At 69.5% G+C, this 15,555-nt stretch carries 11 protein-coding genes; 6 read left to right on the top strand and 5 right to left on the bottom strand.

Annotated elements, in window-relative coordinates; translation table 11 throughout:
- The first annotated feature begins 53 nt into the window (after positions 1–53).
- On the top strand, positions 54–1,991 hold the full coding sequence (locus ABD259_RS02710; protein WP_344159956.1) for an acyl-CoA dehydrogenase family protein: 1,938 nt from the start codon (positions 54–56) through the stop codon (positions 1,989–1,991).
- Positions 1,992–2,328: 337 nt separating this feature from the next.
- Positions 2,329–3,549: a winged helix-turn-helix domain-containing protein gene (locus tag ABD259_RS02705; RefSeq protein WP_344159954.1), complete on the top strand. Its 1,221-nt coding sequence runs from the start codon at positions 2,329–2,331 to the stop codon at positions 3,547–3,549.
- A 111-nt stretch (positions 3,550–3,660) separates the two neighbouring features.
- On the opposite strand, the gene ABD259_RS02700 is transcribed toward ABD259_RS02705, so the two are convergent.
- Both ABD259_RS02700 and ABD259_RS02695 read right to left on the bottom strand, forming a co-directional pair.
- Positions 3,661–4,803 (bottom strand): acetyl-CoA C-acetyltransferase, encoded by a 1,143-nt coding sequence (locus tag ABD259_RS02700; protein ID WP_344159951.1) that lies wholly within the window; start codon positions 4,801–4,803, stop codon positions 3,661–3,663.
- A 116-nt stretch (positions 4,804–4,919) separates the two neighbouring features.
- Positions 4,920–6,962: an MDR family MFS transporter gene (locus ABD259_RS02695; RefSeq protein WP_344159948.1), complete on the bottom strand. Its 2,043-nt coding sequence runs from the start codon at positions 6,960–6,962 to the stop codon at positions 4,920–4,922.
- Positions 6,963–7,248: 286 nt separating this feature from the next.
- Between ABD259_RS02695 and ABD259_RS02690 the strand changes: the two genes are divergently transcribed.
- Together ABD259_RS02690 and ABD259_RS02685 are read left to right on the top strand one after the other, a co-directional pair.
- On the top strand, positions 7,249–8,391 hold the full coding sequence (locus ABD259_RS02690) for an acyl-CoA dehydrogenase family protein (protein WP_344099354.1): 1,143 nt from the start codon (positions 7,249–7,251) through the stop codon (positions 8,389–8,391).
- A 38-nt stretch (positions 8,392–8,429) separates the two neighbouring features.
- On the top strand, positions 8,430–8,615 hold the full coding sequence (locus ABD259_RS02685; RefSeq protein WP_017620257.1) for a hypothetical protein: 186 nt from the start codon (positions 8,430–8,432) through the stop codon (positions 8,613–8,615).
- A 62-nt stretch (positions 8,616–8,677) separates the two neighbouring features.
- On the opposite strand, the gene ABD259_RS02680 is transcribed toward ABD259_RS02685, so the two are convergent.
- The 3 genes from ABD259_RS02680 to pdxH all read right to left on the bottom strand — a co-directional run bounded on the left by ABD259_RS02680 (position 8,678) and on the right by pdxH (position 12,806).
- The gene (locus ABD259_RS02680; RefSeq protein WP_344159945.1) at positions 8,678–10,945 is read right to left on the bottom strand and encodes an ATP-binding SpoIIE family protein phosphatase; all 2,268 of its coding nucleotides are present in this window, start codon (positions 10,943–10,945) and stop codon (positions 8,678–8,680) included.
- A gap of 196 nt (positions 10,946–11,141) precedes the next feature.
- Entirely contained in the window at positions 11,142–11,852 is a 711-nt protein-coding gene (locus tag ABD259_RS02675) for an iron-dependent transcriptional repressor DtxR (protein ID WP_344099360.1), read from the bottom strand.
- Positions 11,853–12,140: 288 nt separating this feature from the next.
- The gene (gene pdxH / locus ABD259_RS02670; protein ID WP_344159942.1) at positions 12,141–12,806 is read right to left on the bottom strand and encodes a pyridoxamine 5'-phosphate oxidase; all 666 of its coding nucleotides are present in this window, start codon (positions 12,804–12,806) and stop codon (positions 12,141–12,143) included.
- 147 nt (positions 12,807–12,953) lie between these two features.
- On the opposite strand from pdxH, the gene ABD259_RS02665 reads away from it, so the two are divergent.
- Positions 12,954–14,060, top strand: a complete 1,107-nt coding sequence (locus ABD259_RS02665; RefSeq protein ID WP_344159938.1) for a citrate synthase 2 — start codon at positions 12,954–12,956, stop codon at positions 14,058–14,060.
- A 287-nt stretch (positions 14,061–14,347) separates the two neighbouring features.
- Positions 14,348–15,469, top strand: a complete 1,122-nt coding sequence (serC, locus tag ABD259_RS02660) for a phosphoserine transaminase (RefSeq protein ID WP_344159935.1) — start codon at positions 14,348–14,350, stop codon at positions 15,467–15,469.
- Positions 15,470–15,555: the final 86 nt, after the last annotated feature.

Here is a 15,555-nt window from a genome sequence, read left to right as displayed (position 1 = left end):
ACCGCTCGCCGGGTCCGTTGCGCGTGGCTCCCCCGTGATGAGGTGATCCCCGTATGACCGCGGTGAATCCTGATGTCGGCCCCGAGCGCGTGGACGAACGGCAGGCCCGCGCGGTCGCCGAGGCCGCGCGAGAAAAGGAATGGCGCCGCCCGAGTTTCGGCAAGGAGCTGTACCTCGGTCGCCTGCGCCTCGACCTCGTCCACCCCTACCCGCGGCCGGACGTCGCCGCGGAGCGCACCGGCGAGGAGTTCCTCGCCCGGCTGCGCAAGTACTGCGAGACCATCGACGCCCAGCGCATCGAACGCGAGGAGTGCATCCCCGACGAGGTCATGCGAGGCCTGAAGGAGCTCGGCGCGCTCGGCATGAAGATCCCCCAGGCCTACGGCGGGCTCGGGCTGAGCCAGGTGTACTACAACCGCGCCCTCACCCTCGTCGGGTCGGTCTCCCCCGCCATCGGCGCGCTTCTGTCGGCCCACCAGTCGATCGGGGTGCCGCAGCCGATCAAGATGTTCGGCACCGAGGAGCAGAAGCAGCGGTTCCTGCCACGCTGCGCCACCAGCGACATCAGCGCCTTTCTGCTGACCGAACCCGACGTCGGCAGCGACCCGGCCCGGCTGCGCGCCACCGCCACCCCCACCGAGGACGGCGAGGCCTACCTCCTCGACGGCGTCAAGCTCTGGACCACCAACGGCGTGGTCGCCGACCTCCTCGTGGTCATGGCCCGCGTCCCGAAGAGCGAGGGGCACCGCGGCGGTATCACGGCGTTCGTCGTGGAGGGCGACTCCGAGGGCATCACCGTGGAGAACCGTAACCGGTTCATGGGCCTGAAGGGCCTGGAGAACGGCGTGACCCGCTTCCACCAGGTACGCGTGCCCGCGGCTCACCGCATCGGCGAGGAGGGCCAGGGCCTGAAGATCGCTCTGACCACGCTCAACACCGGTCGGCTTTCCCTGCCGGCGATGTGCGTCTCCGCGGGCAAGTGGTGCACCAAGATCGCCCGCGAGTGGGCGCGCGAGCGCGTGCAGTGGGGGCGGCCGGTCGGCGAGCACGAGGAGGTCGCCAAGAAGATCTCCTTCATCGCGGCCACGACGTATGCCATGGAGTCCATGGTCGACCTGGCCTCGCAGCTCGCCGACGACGAGCGGAACGACATCCGCCTCGAAGCCGCCATCGCCAAGCTCTGGGCCTCGGAGATGGCCTACAAGGTCGCCGACGAACTCGTGCAGGTCCGGGGCGGGCGCGGCTTCGAGACCGCGGATTCGCTGGCCGCGCGCGGCGAACGCGGCATCCCCGCCGAGCAGATGCTCCGCGACCTGCGCATCAACCGGATCTTCGAGGGCTCCACGGAGATCATGCACCTGTTCATCGCCCGCGAGGCGGTCGACGCCCACCTGTCCGTGGCCGGGGACATCATCGACCCCGACGCGGACAACGCGGCCAAGGCCAAGGCCTTCGCCCGCGCCAGCGGCTTCTACGCCACCTGGTTCCCCACGCTGATCGTCGGCCAGGGACACAACCCGTCCTCCTTCACCGAGTTCGGGCCGCTCGCCGGACATCTGCGGTTCGTCGAGCGCAGCGCGCGCAAGCTCGCCCGCTCCACCTTCTACGGCATGTCGCGCTGGCAAGGAGGGATGCAGACCAAGGAGGGCTTCCTGTCCCGCGTCGTCGACATCGGCGCGGAGCTGTTCGCCATGTCCGCGGTCGTGCTCCGCGCCCACAGCGACGGCCAGGAGCGCCCCGAGCGCAGGCAGGGGGCCCACGAGCTGGCCGACACCTTCTGCCACCAGTCGCGCCTGCGCATCGATCGGCTCTTCAACGATCTGTGGTCCAACACCGACACCATCGACGGCAAGCTCGCCCGCCGTGTGCTGAACGACCAGTACACGTGGATGGAGGAGGGCATCCTCGACCCCTCTGTCCCCGGCCCCCTGATCGCCCCCGCTACCCCCGGCCCCACGGTGAAGGAGGATGTGCACCGCAAGATGGGCTGACCCGGCACCGGCGCCCCGCGATGGTCACGGCGATTCTCCTGGTTCTTGTCGCCGTGATCACCGCGGCATGCGGCGGGGCGCGGAACCCGCGTCTGCTGAGCGGCCTTGGCCGGGAGGCTCCTCCGGCGATGATCATGGCAATAATCCCGACATACAAGGCAAAACCGGGATCGTTCCCATGATCATCGCCGGGAACGTGTGGCAAGCCGGACATACCCGACGCGCAGCGGCCCACAGTCCGACGTTCGGGCCGCCCGGCAGACCCGATCCCCCCGGTGGCCACCGGTCTCAGGACCACAGGTGGCACGCGACGATCACCGCCAGTACGTTAGTACGCATGTGCGAATCTCCCCCCGCGCCGCACCCCCGGCGTGACTCCGCCCTCTCCCTCCCCCAAGCGCGCCGGATCGCGTTGGCCGCGCAGGGGTTCGCCGATCGGCGGCCGTCGGGGGCCGTGACGGCGCGACACCTGCAGAGGGTGATCGACCGGGTCGGGGTCATCCAGATCGACAGTGTGAACGTGCTGTCCCGGAGCCAGTACCTGCCCGTGTTCGCGCGCCTCGGCGACTACGACCGCGGGCTGCTGGACCACGCGAGCACGCGGCGGGGAGGGCGGCTCGTGGAGTACTGGGCGCACGAGGCCAGCCTCATCCCTCCCTCCACCCATCGGCTGCTGCGCTGGCGGATGCGCCGCGCCCGCGAGGAGGCGTGGGGACCCATGCGCAGGATCGCCGAAAGCCACCCCGAGCTCGCGAAGTCGGTACGCGCGGAAGTGGAGCGGATCGGCCCGGCGACCTCGCGGGAGGTCGAGGCGGTCCTGGAGCACGACGCCCCGCGCGCCAAGGAGCACTGGGGATGGAACTGGTCGCTGGTCAAGCAGGCACTGGAATATCTCTTCTGGTGCGGTGAGGTCACCGCCAACGGCCGCACCAAGCAGTTCGAACGCCGCTACGACCTGCCCGAACGGGTACTCCCGGCCGAGGTGTGGAACGCGCCCGACCCCGACCCTGACGGCGCCCGGCGCGAGCTGATGGCCATCGCGGCCCGCGCGCACGGCGTCGCCACCGAACCGTGCCTGCGCGACTACTTCCGCCTCAAATCCGCCCCGGCCCGAGCCGCCCTGAACGACCTCGTCAGCGCCGGAGAGCTGGTTCCGGTCAGCGTCGAGGGCTGGCAGCGCCCCGCCTACCTGCACCGCGACGCCCGCGTTCCGCGCCGCGTCGACGCCCGCGCCCTGCTCAGCCCGTTCGACTCGCTGGTCTGGGAGCGCGACCGCACCGAGGCGCTCTTCGGATTCCGCTACCGGCTGGAGATCTACGTCCCCGCCGCCAAGCGCGTGCACGGGTATTACGTGCTGCCGTTCCTGCTCGGGGACCGGCTGGTCGCCCGCGTCGACCTCAAGGCCGACCGCAAGGCCGGTCTGCTCCGGGTGCGGCGCACGACGTTGGAGGACCACGCTCCACCGGACACCAACGAGGAGCTGGGGGCCGAGCTGGAGCGGATGGCGGCGTGGCTGGGCCTGGAGGACGGCATCGCCGACGGACCGAAACCGGCCTGACCCGCTTCCCCCGTTGATCTCGGCGATATCGACCGAATGTCGGCGATTATTCGGTCGATATCGCCGAGATCAACGGGGAGGGGTCCGAACCTGCTGGGGTTCGTCGTTCTGTCAGACCCGCTCGACGATGGTGACGTTGGCCTGGCCTCCGCCCTCGCACATGGTCTGCAGGCCGTAGCGCCCGCCGGTGCGGCGCAGCTCGTGGACCAGCTTGGTCATGAGGATCGAACCGGTGGCGCCCAGCGGGTGCCCCAGGGCGATCGCGCCGCCGTTGGGGTTGACCCGGGCCGGGTCGGCGCCTAGCTCCTGCGTCCACGCCATCGGCACCGGGGCGAACGCCTCGTTGATTTCGGTGACGTCGATGTCGTCGATGCCCAGACCGGCCTTGTCCAGGGCGACCCGGGTGGCCGGGATCGGCGCGGTGAGCATGTAGACGGGGTCGTCCCCTTGAAGGGCGAGCTGGACGATGCGGGCCATCGGGGCGAGCCCGTGCTGTTCCACCGCGCGCTCCGAAGCGATGAGCAGGGCGCCCGCGCCGATCGAGATCTGGCTGGCGACGGCCGCGGTCAGCTCCCAGCCCTCGCGCAGCACCTGGAGTTCGGCCATCTTCTCCAGGGTGGTGTCGGGGCGGACGCCCTCGTCGTGGGTCACCCCGCCGATCGGCGCGATCTCGGCGTCGAAGTGCCCGGCATCGCGGGCGGCGGCGGCCCGCCGGTGGCTCTCCAGCGCGAACCGCTCCAGCTCGTCGCGCTTGTACCCCCACTTCTCACACATCAGCTGCGCGCCGCGGAACTGCGAGATCTCCTGCGTCCCGTAGCGCTCCAGCCAGCCCTCCCCGAAGAGCTGGAGCCCGTTGTCGATGGCGAACTGCACGTTGGCGCCCATCGGCACCATGCCCATGTTCTCCACCCCGGACGCCACCACCAGGTCCTGGGTGCCGGACATGACGCCCTGCGCGGCGAAGTGAACGGCCTGCTGGGACGAGCCGCACTGGCGGTCGATGGTCACACCCGCGGTCGTCTCGGGAAGCCCGGCCGAGAGCCAGGCGGTGCGCGCGAGGTCGAGCGCCTGCGGCCCGACCTGGCTGACGCAGCCCATGATCACGTCCTCGACCGCCGCCGGGTCGACTCCGGTGCGGTTCACGAGCTCCTTGAGGACATGCGCCCCCATGTCGGCCGGGTGGACGCCCGCGAGCGCGCCCTTCTTGGTGCCTACTGGTGTACGAACGGCCCCGACGATGAATGCATCAGCCACGGTGTCCTCCTGGAGGGACCTCGGATGTACGTCTTGACCGAACCATATTCGGTTTCGCTCCCCTGGCAAGGGGGCGGGGCACTGTTCAGCTGATCACCCGAAACGCCAGCCCCTTCTCACAGGGGTCGGTGGGGCACCGGATCGCGGACGAGGCCGGCGTCATGCTCGTCACCCAGCGTGTCCCGCGTCAGTTCCTCCAGCAGGGCGACCAGCTCGGTGTATTCCTGTGCCGCGTACTCCTCCAGCATCGCGCGCAGGACCGTGCGCTGCGCGTCATACAGCCTCCGGGCGGCGTCCCTTCCGCGCGCGTTCAGTTCCCAGGCGGGGCCACCCTCCTCGCGTAGCAGTCGGGCCAGCCGCAGCTCGTCGTGGACCTCCTCGGTGACGCCGGGCGGGCAGTGCGCGAGCCGCGCCAGCTCCTCGGGGGTGATCGGACCGGTGCAGGCCAGGTGGGTCAGGACCCAGCAGCTGCCCGGCGAGAGGTCGAGCCCGGCGGCGCGCGCCAGGTCGGCGTAGATCTTGCGCGCGCCCTGCTCGTCGGCGACGTGGTACACGGCCCGCTCCACCCGGTCGAGCGGTTCCCGGCAGGTCCACACCGGTGCCACCGCCTCGTCCAGGTCGGGGGAGGCCACCGTGGTGCGCAGCGGAATCTCCTTCAGCATGAGCGCCAAGACGAACGCGAGGAGGGCAACGGGCACCGCGGCGAGGAAGACGATGTCGATCGCGTCGGCGTAGGCGGTGAGGAAGCCCGCCTGGACGGAGGGCGCAAGCTGGTCCACCACCTGGGGGTTCCCCTCGATCGACTCGAAGGTGACGCCCGGCGGCAGGGTGATCTCGGCCGCGCGCTCCCGCAGGTTGCCGGCCAGCTGTCCGGAGAACACCGCGCCGAACACCGAAGTGCCGAACGCCCCGCCGATCGACCGGGCGAAGGTGGCGGAGGACGTGGCCACCCCCAGGTCGCGGTATTCGGCGGCGTTCTGGGTGGCCGTCACGATCACCTGCATGGCCAGTCCTAACCCCAGGCCGAGGAGCAGGAAGTACGCCCCCATCTCCAGAAGGCTCGTGTCCGGGCCGAGGAGGGAGAGCAGGGCCAGGGCGACCGTGAGGACGGCGCCGCCCAGAATCGGGAAGACCTTGTACCGCCCGGTCTTGGTCACCAGAATCCCGCTGCCGATCGACGTGATCAGCATGCCCAGGACCATGGGCAGCAGTGACAGCCCCGACGCTGTCGGCGAGTAGCCGTGGACGACTTGGAGGAACAGCGGCAGGAACGCCATCGATCCCATCATCGCGAAGCCGACGCAGAAGCTGATCGCCATGCCGACGCGGATCACCGGGGAGGAGAACAGGCGCAGCGGCAGCACCGGCTCGGCCGCGCGCTTCGCGCTCCGCCACCACAGCACCCCGAGGACCACCGCCGCCACACCCAGGCCGATGGTGACCGGGGAGGTCCAGGCGTAGGTGCTCCCGCCCCAGGACGCCAGCAGCGTGACACACACGGCCGCCGCGGCGACCAGCGCGGTCCCGAGATAGTCGATGCGGTGCCGCTCGCGCGCGGAGGCGCTGGCGGGCAGGACGAACAGCACAGCCACGAAGGCGAGGAATCCGAGCGGGATGTTGACGTAGAACACCCAGCGCCAGGTGAAGTGGTCGACGAACAGGCCGCCGATCAGCGGCCCGGCGACGCTCGACAGCCCGAAGGCGGCGCCGAAGAGTCCCTGGTAGCGGCCGCGCTCGCGCGGCGAGACGATATCGCCGATGATCGCCGAGGCCAACACCATCAGGCCCCCGCCGCCGATGCCCTGCAGAGCGCGGAAGCAGATGAGTTGGAGCATGGTCGCGGAGATCCCGGCCAGCGCCGAGCCCGCCAGGAAGATCGCGATGCAGCCGAGGAAGACCCACTTCCGGCCGAACTGGTCGCCGAGCTTCCCCCACAACGGTGTGCTCGCGGTGACTGCGAGCAGGTAGGCGGTGACCACCCAGGAGAGGTGGTTGAGGCCGCCCAGGTCGGAGACGATCGTCGGCAGCGCCGTCGAGACGATGGTCTGGTCCAGGGCGGCGAGCAGCACCGTCAGGAGGAGCGCCCCCATGATGACGAGGACGGCGGGACGTCGTCCGCCCTCCCTGCGCTCGCGAAGATCCGCGGCCCGTGCCTGCATGCTGATCCCCCGTCCAGCATCGAATCCGCAGCCTGACCTTACGCTTCACCAGCGTGGGCGCGGCGGGAGCGACACCTCGTATTTGCCCTCCGCATACTCCCCGCGGGCGCGGTTCGGTCGGCGCCCGGCCCAGACCCCGGTCGCTCACGACACCGCCACCGCTCCGCCGCGTCATAGCTCTACACGGACCCGGCCCCTGTAAAACCGAACACGATTCGGTTACCGTAGAGCCCACGGTCCCAGTGCCCCCGTTTCGCCGCACCGGCGCGAGTGAAGGAGCGAGTCCATGCAGAGGGAACTCTTCGACACCGAGCACGACCTGTTCCGCGAATCGGTGGCGGAGTTCCTCGAACGTGAGGTGACCCCCTTCCACGCCGAGTGGGAGAAGGAGGGGATCGTCCCCCGCGAGGTGTGGGAGAAGGCCGGAAAGGTCGGAATCCTCGGCCTCGGTGTCCCGGAGGAGTACGGCGGCTCCGGAACGAACGACTACCGGTTCAACGCCGTCGTCAGCGAGGAGATCTGCCGCGCGCACGCCACCGGCCTCGGCTTCACCCTGCAGAACGACGTGATGGCGCCCTACATGGTCGGGCTGACCACCGAGGAGCAGAAGCAGCGCTGGCTGCCCGGCTTCTGCAGCGGCGAACTGATCACCGCGATCGCCATGACCGAACCCGGGGCGGGCAGCGACCTGCAGGGCATCCAGACCACCGCGGTCCGCGACGGGGACGACTACATCGTCAACGGCCAGAAGACGTTCATCACCAACGGGATCAACTGCGACCTGGTGATCCTGGTGGCCCGCACCAGCGAGGACGGCGGCGCGCACGGGACCTCGCTCATCGCCGTCGAGCGCGGCATGCCCGGCTTCGACCGGGGGCGCAACCTGGACAAGATCGGCCTGAAGGCGCAGGACACCGCCGAGCTGTTCTTCAGCGACGTGCGCGTCCCTGCCGCCAACCTCATCGGGGAAGAGAACCAGGGGTTCATCCACCTGATGAACAACCTGCCGCAGGAGCGCCTGTCGATCGCCGTGGCGGCGGTGGCCGGCGCCGAGTTCGTGCTCCAGGCCACGATCGAGTACTGCAAGGAGCGGACCGCGTTCGGACGCCCCATCAGCAAGTTCCAGAACACCCGCTTCGTCCTGGCTGAGCTGTCCACCGAGGTGGACATCGCGCGCACCTACGTCGACCGCGCCATCGCGCTGCACAACCGCGGTGAGCTGACGATCGAGGACGCGGCCAAGGCCAAGTGGTGGACCACCGAGCTGGCCAACAAAGTCATGGACCGGTGCCTGCAGTTGCACGGCGGGTATGGGTACATGATGGAGTACCCGGTGGCGAAAGCCTGGCAAGACGCCCGAATCCAGTCGATCTTCGGAGGAACCACCGAGATCATGAAGGAGATCGTGGGGCGCTCGCTCGGCCTGTAGCCGCCTCCCGACGGGTCTCGGCGAAAGGGTCACATCGCATGGCAGTCGCAGCTGCGGCGAGCGGCGCGTGGGACGGCTTGATCGTCCTCGGTCTCCTGGTCATCCTCCTCGTCCTCGGCGTGCGCAAGCTCCGCCCCCGAGTTCACATCCCCTGGACGACTGGTGGGATCGTCGTGTTCTTCGTGTTTCTTTGTCTGCTGCTGTGGGCCTGGTCCTGGCGCTGAGGCCACTCGCGGATCATCGGACCATCAGCCAGCCGCACGGCACCACGGATCAGCTCCTGGCGTCATTCGCCCTTCAGCGGGATTTCGAACCACACGGCCTTGCCATCGGGCGTGGGACGCGATCCCCATCTGGATGCCAGCTGGTCGACGAGGTACAGGCCTCTGCCGCCCTCGTCGTCGGCGCCCGCGCTGCGGATCCGGGGCAGGCGCAGGTCGTGGTCGAACACCTCGACCCAGACCGACGACGCTCCCCGGCGCAGGCGCAGAAGGAAGCGGCGGCGCTCGTCGTCCTCCTCCGCCGCGGCCGACGCCTCGGCCTCCTGGACCTCCTCCAGCAGATCCGACCAGTCCTCGTCGAAGTCGTCGAGGCCCATCGCGCTACCAGGAGCGAAGGGAAGTTCGGAATCCTTGACGCCGTCCGTCGTGAACTCCCGCTGGACCGGCGTCGGCGTCGCGTGGATGACGACGTTGGTGACGATCTCCGACACGAGCAGGCACGCCAGTTCGGCCTGATCGCGGTCCATCCCCCAGCTGCGGAAGGTGCTGGAGGCCATGTGGCGGGCCTCGCCGACCGTGGCGGGTTCCGCGACGAACCAGCCCTCCTGGATCGCCAGTTCCTCAGGGTGAGAGCGGACCACGAGCAGGGCGGTGTCGTCGTCCATCTCCCCCGGAACCGCCGTGACGGCGGCCTCCGCGATCTGCTCGACGCCCTTCTCCGCGACCGCGCGCACACCCTCCACCAGCTGGGCCAGCGACCGGTGCAGGTTGACCGTGCCGCCCAGCGGACGGCGGTCGACCAACCCGTCGGTGTAGAGCAGCAGGGTGGCGCCGGGGGGCAGGGTCACGTCGGCCTGGTGGTAGATGGCGTCGTCGAAGGGGACGCCCTTGTGCTTGACGCCCAGCAGCGTGTCGGAGACTTCGAGGGCGAGCTCCGACACCTGCCCGTCACTGATGAGCAGCGGCGCCTGGTGTCCGGCGTTCGCGTACGACAGCGACCGCGACCATGCGTCGTAGACCATGTAGAGGCAGCTGACGCTGGGCACCCAGGTGCCGCCATCGCCGTCCGGGCGACCGAGGCGGCGCACCCACTCGTCGAGCTCCCGCAGGATGTCGGCGGGCTCGCGGTCGGCCTGGGCGAAGGCGCGCAGGGCGGCGCGCAGCTGGCCCATGACCGCGGCGGCGTGCGGGCCGCGGCCCTCAACGTCGCCGACGACCAGCCCGACCCGTCCCGCCGACAGCGGGATGACGTCGTAGAAGTCGCCGCCGACCTGGGTCTGGACGCCGTGGCCGTGGGCCTCCAACGGCTTGGCCGGGACGTAGCGGTGCGCGATCGACAGGCCGTCGAACTGCGGGAAGGAGCTGGGCAGCAGGCTGTTCTGGAACGCCAGCGCGGTGCTGCGCTCCTCTTCGAACAGCCGGGCGTTGTCGATGGCGAGCGCGACCCGCGACGCGATGGCGCCGACCAGGTCGCGGTCGAAGCCCCCGTAGCTCGTCTTCTCGCGGGGGGACAGGTGGGACAGGGCGAGGGTGAGCACGCCCAGCAGTTCACCGCGGGCGCGCAGCGGCGCCGCGATCGCCGATGTCACCCCCACCTGTTCGGAGACCTGGGTCGAGCGCTCTCCAGCGACGTCGACGGGGTGCACGCGGTCGGTGACGACCTGGGTCTGCAGGGTCCGCATCGCCTCGTAGACAAAGTGCCGATCCGGATATCGGACCTCTTCACCGACGTCGAACCAGGTGTTCGGAGGCGGGGTCCAGCCCTCGGCGTGGACCGAGACACGGCGGACGAGGCGGTCGTGGTCGAAGAGATCGACGAAGCAGTGGTCCGCGAACTGGGGGACGAGGATCTCGGCGACCGCCTTCACGGTCGTGTCGAATTCCAGTGAGCTGGCCAGGCGGCTGCCCACCCGGTCGAGCAGGCCGTACTGCTCCTCAACCCGCCCGTAGCGCATGGCCTCGTGGGCGAAGAGGACGATGCCCTCGATCGACCCGGAGCTGTGGCGCAGCGGCACCGCGTGGGAGCGGAGGTGGATCCAGGTGGAGTCGGAGCGGAGGACGGCGAAGGTGCCCTCCCACGTCTCGCCCTTCAGCACACGGCGGGCGAGCTGGGCGGCGCGCTCGTGGTCGGCCTCGTGCACGCCCATGTCGAGGAGGGAGATGCCCAGGAGGTCGCGGTCGTTCGCGAAGCCGAGCAGTTCGCGCGCGTAGGTGTTCCAGTACATGAGGTGACTGAAGCGGTCGGCCACGAAGACGGCGATCTGCGCCTGTTCGAAGACCTCAGCACCGGAGAGCGCGCCATCGTCGTAGAAGGCTTCCCCCCACCGCTTCATACAGCAGCCACCTTGCCGTCATGGACCGTCTTCACGATGCCCTGCGCGATCCACATCGCCCCTGCGGGACGGGCGAACGAGAGATCATGCCGACCGGCCCTGGCCATGGCATGAGCATAGCCCCCGCATGGAGATCTCCGCTTAACAACGCGACATTCCGGCATCGCGGGACACCCTGGGGCACCCCGCGACGTAGTTATGGCTTGGCGACGAAAACGTGGCCGGCGATATGCCGATCCAGTTCGCTGCGCTCGCCATCCCTGTCGCTACCACCAATCACGCGCACGCCCTCATCGCTCAGCAGAAGCGTCACTTCCTTCCCGGGTTGTACCCCGGCACGCTTCAGATCCAGCATCACATCGGTGTCGCTTTGCAGCTGCTCACTGATCCGCCGCACCGTCACCTTGGTCTCCGTGCCGTTCGCGACGTCCAGCATCGGCACGATCGAGTCGTCGGTGAAAGGCTCGGGAGAATAGTCCTCAAGCCCGAGCTCGTCCAGCCCGGGGATGGGGTTGCCGTGCGGACAGACCGAGGGGGCGTTGAGCAACCGCACCAGCCGCTCCTCCACGGCCTCGGAGATGACATGCTCCCAGCGGCACGCCTCGACGTGGACCTCTTCCCAGGGCAGCCCGATGACGTCGACCAGCAGGCGTTCGGCCAGTCGGTGCTTGCGCATGACGTGCGTCGCGAGCCGACGGCCCTCGCTGGTCATCACCAGGTGGCGGTCGTTCTCGACCCGGAGCAGACCATCGCGCTCCATGCGGGCGACCGTCTGGCTGACCGTGGGGCCACTCTGCGCGAGACGCTCCGCGATCCGCGCCCGAAGCGGCACGATGCCCTCTTCTTCGAGCTCGAAGATCGTACGGAGATACATCTCCGTGGTGTCGATAAGGCCGTGTGCGGTCAAGGCTCTCCCTCCCATCATGGGCCCGTTGAGAGTTGACAACGGTAGAACTCTCAACACGGGCCAGTGGCGGCGGATTCCGTGGGCGGCTGACCCGATCCCCGAGTCGATGCCCATCCCGTGCGCCCCTGGCCGCGGGAGCGGCCACCGATGGTTACATCATAGCGTGGCAGGCGACACGCCGATTCCACGAGGTGTGCACCGCACCACATCTAAGGCGCGACCGGAAACCCCTGATATCACGGCGGTCCGATGATTACCAGACGCGCGGCTCGGGAGGCGGGGACACCGTCAAGGAGAGAGGCGTTCGATCACCCATTTCCCGTCGGACGGCTCCCCCTCGACCAGCAGGTAGCGGAACCGGTCGTGCATCCGGTCCGGGCTGCCCCGCCAAAACTCCACCTCAGCTGGGTGAACGCGGTACCCGCCCCAATACGCGGGCCGGGGGACCTCGACGTCGTCGGGCCAGGCGTGGCGCATCCGCTCGTAGCGCGCGTCCAGTTCCGCCCGGCCCTCGACCGGGGCCGACTGCTGCTCACTGGCCCACGCCCCGATCTGTGACCCGCGGGGGCGGGACCGGAAATAGCGGTCGTTCTCCTCGTCACTGAGACGTTCGACACGGCCCATGATCATGACCTGACGGGACATGTGGTGCCAGGGAAAGACCACGGAGACACGCGGGTCCGCCTCCAGGGCGCGGCCCTTGCGCGAGCGGTAGTTGGTGAAGAAGCGGAGCCCCGAGCTGTCGTAGCCCTTCATCAGGACCGTGCGGCCCCGGGGCGCGCCCGACGGCTCGACGGTCGACAGGATCATCGCGTTCGGCTCGACCACTCCGGATCCGTGTACCTGTGTGAACCACGTGTGAAACTGCTCCATGGGGTGCGGGACGAGGTCGGAGCGGCGCAGTGGTGAACGGCCATAGGATTCGCGCAGCTCAGCAGGGTCAAAATGGTTCACAGTGAAGCATCTTCACACGACCCGCGGGGTAGGCGCCACCCTATAAGGGGCCCGTAACCGCCACCTCACCCGTCATCGGAAAATCCCCTACCGGTTCAATGGATGGACGCGTCTATCCGCTGGACCGAGGAGACGGAGGAAGCCGATATGTCGGACTTCAGACCCGGGCTCGAAGGAGTCCTGGCGTTCGAGACCGAAATCGCCGAACCCGACAAGGAAGGCGGCGCCCTCCGGTACCGCGGCGTCGACATCGAGAACCTCGTCGGGCGGGTGACCTTCGGGCGGGTATGGGGATTGCTGGTCGACGACAACTTCAGCCCCGGGCTTCCCTTCCCCGACCCCATTGACGACCCTGTGCGCACCGGCGACGTCCGCGTCGACGTGCAGAGCACCCTGGCGACCCTGGCGCCGCGCTGGGGCCTCAAACCGCTGCTGGACATCGATGACGCCGAAGCCCGCGACAACCTCGCCCGCGCCGCCGCCACCGCCCTGTCCCTCATCGCGCGCACCGCGCGCGGGGAAGCGCCGCGCGTCCCGCGAAGCCGCGCCGAGCAGGGCACGTCCGTGGTCGAGCGGTTCATGATCGAGCTGCGCGGCGAGCCGGACCCGCGCCACGTCAAGGCGGTGGACGCCTACTGGACCTCCGCCGCCGAGCACGGCATGAACGCCTCCACGTTCACCGCCCGTGTCATCGCCTCCACCGGAGCCGACGTGGCGGCCGCGCTGTCCGGCGCGGTCGGCGCGATGTCCGGCCCGTTGCACGGTGGCGCCCCGGCGCGCGTGCTGCACATGCTGGACGAGACCGAGCGCATCGGCGACGCCCGCACCTATGTCCGTCGTGCGCTGGACAAGGGCGAGCGGCTCATGGGCTTCGGCCACCGCGTCTACCGGGCGGAGGACCCGCGGGCGCGGGTGCTGCGGCGCACCGCCAAAGAGCTCGACGCGCCCCGCTTCGAGGTCGCCGCGGCCGTGGAGAACGCCGCCCTGGAGGAGCTGCACGCGCGCAAGCCCGACCGGGTGCTGGCCACCAACGTGGAGTACTGGGCGGCCGTCGTCCTGGACTTCGCCGAGATCCCCCCGGCGCTGTTCACGTCGATGTTCACCAGTGCCCGCACCGCCGGGTGGGCGGCGCACATCCTGGAGCAGAAGCGGACCGGCCGGCTGATCCGGCCCAGCGCCCGCTATATCGGTCCGGCGGAGCGGGACCTGTCGACCGTCCCCGGCGCCGAGGAGGCGCTGGCCGAGGGCGTCTAGGCACGCCCGAGGCGACCCCGCCGGGAGGCGGACAACCAGCGCCCGACCCCGCGACGCCGGGCGCGCGGTCGCCAGCAGCACGCCGTCATCTACCCGCACAACCACCCTCCGAATGTGACGTCGCGGTGTCCCGTCACTTCTCGGCACACATTTCCGCGGTGGAATTAACCTTCCACTCGACGAACTCCGCAGAAAGGGATTTTCAGCACGGAATCCCCCCTTCTTCACCCCCTGGAGGCCCACCCCCTCACCTGCGGCGCGACAACCCCGGCAAGTACCCTGTCCGCGTGACCGAAATACAGATTCCCGCGAACCTCCTGCCCAAAGACGGACGTTTCGGCTGCGGCCCGTCGAAGGTCCGTCCCGAGCAACTGGATGCCCTCGCTTCGTCCGGGTCGACCTACTTCGGCACCTCCCATCGGCAGAAGGCGGTGAAGTCCCTCGTCGGACGCGTCCGCTCCGGGCTGGCGGACCTGTTCTCACTGCCCGACGGCTATGAGGTCGTCGTCGGCAACGGCGGCACCACCGCCTTCTGGGACATCGCCGCACACGGCCTGGTCCGGGAGAAGTCCCAGCACCTGTCGTTCGGCGAATTCTCCTCGAAGTTCGCCAAGGTCACCTCGGGTGCGCCGTGGCTCGCCGAGCCCACCGTCATCGCCACCGACCCCGGCACGCACGGCGAGCCGCGCGCCGAGGACGGGGTGGACGCCTACGCGCTCACCCACAACGAGACCTCCACCGGCGTGGCCGCGCCGATCCGCCGCCCGGCGGGCGCCGCCGACGACGCCCTGGTGCTCGTCGACGCCACCAGCGGCGCCGGGGGCCTGCCGGTCGACATCGCCGAGGCCGACGTCTACTACTTCGCGCCGCAGAAGTGCTTCGCCGCCGACGGCGGGCTGTGGATCGCGCTCATGTCGCCCCGGGCCCTGGCGCGGGTCACCGAGATCGCCGACAGCGGACGCTACGTGCCGGAGTTCTTCTCCCTGCCGACCGCGATCGACAACTCCCGCAAGGACCAGACCTACAACACCCCCGCCGTGGGGACCCTGCTGCTGCTCGCCGAGCAGATCGAGTGGCTGAACGGCCAGGGCGGCCTCGACTGGGCCGTGCGCCGCACCGCCGAGTCCTCGCAGATCCTCTACACCTGGGCGGAGAAGGCGTCGTTCGCCACCCCGTTCGTGGTCGACCCCGCGCAGCGCTCGCAGGTCGTCGGCACGATCGACTTCAGCGACGACGTCGACGCCGCCGCGGTCGCGGCGACGCTGCGCGCCAACGGCGTCGTCGACACGGAGCCGTACCGCAAGCTGGGCCGCAACCAGCTGCGCATCGGTATGTTCCCGGCGATCGAGCCGGCCGACGTGCAGGCGCTCACCGAGTGCGTCGACCACGTCGTCGGCGAGTTGGCCTGACCGCCGGGAAACGTATAGACATGATGGCCGGTCCGGTGTCGTCTGGGCCGGTCATCATCATGTCGGGGTAGATCGGGCTTGCGGGC

It is taken from the genome of Nocardiopsis rhodophaea (genome assembly GCF_039530945.1).
Taxonomy (GTDB): Bacteria; Actinomycetota; Actinomycetes; order Streptosporangiales; family Streptosporangiaceae; genus Nocardiopsis_C; species Nocardiopsis_C rhodophaea.
This window is presented reverse-complemented; position numbering and strand designations above follow the sequence as displayed.

Bases quoted from the DNA above. Each gene is read 5' to 3' on its own strand.
- ABD259_RS02705 (WP_344159954.1), top strand. From the start codon at position 2,329: ATGTGCGAATCTCCCCCCGCGCCGCACCCCCGGCGTGACTCCGCCCTC.
- ABD259_RS02685 (WP_017620257.1), top strand. From the start codon at position 8,430: ATGGCAGTCGCAGCTGCGGCGAGCGGCGCGTGGGACGGCTTGATCGTC.
- ABD259_RS02690 (WP_344099354.1), top strand. From the start codon at position 7,249: ATGCAGAGGGAACTCTTCGACACCGAGCACGACCTGTTCCGCGAATCG.
- ABD259_RS02665 (WP_344159938.1), top strand. From the start codon at position 12,954: ATGTCGGACTTCAGACCCGGGCTCGAAGGAGTCCTGGCGTTCGAGACC.
- ABD259_RS02695 (WP_344159948.1), bottom strand. From the start codon at position 6,962: ATGCAGGCACGGGCCGCGGATCTTCGCGAGCGCAGGGAGGGCGGACGA.
- ABD259_RS02680 (WP_344159945.1), bottom strand. From the start codon at position 10,945: ATGAAGCGGTGGGGGGAAGCCTTCTACGACGATGGCGCGCTCTCCGGT.
- ABD259_RS02710 (WP_344159956.1), top strand. From the start codon at position 54: ATGACCGCGGTGAATCCTGATGTCGGCCCCGAGCGCGTGGACGAACGG.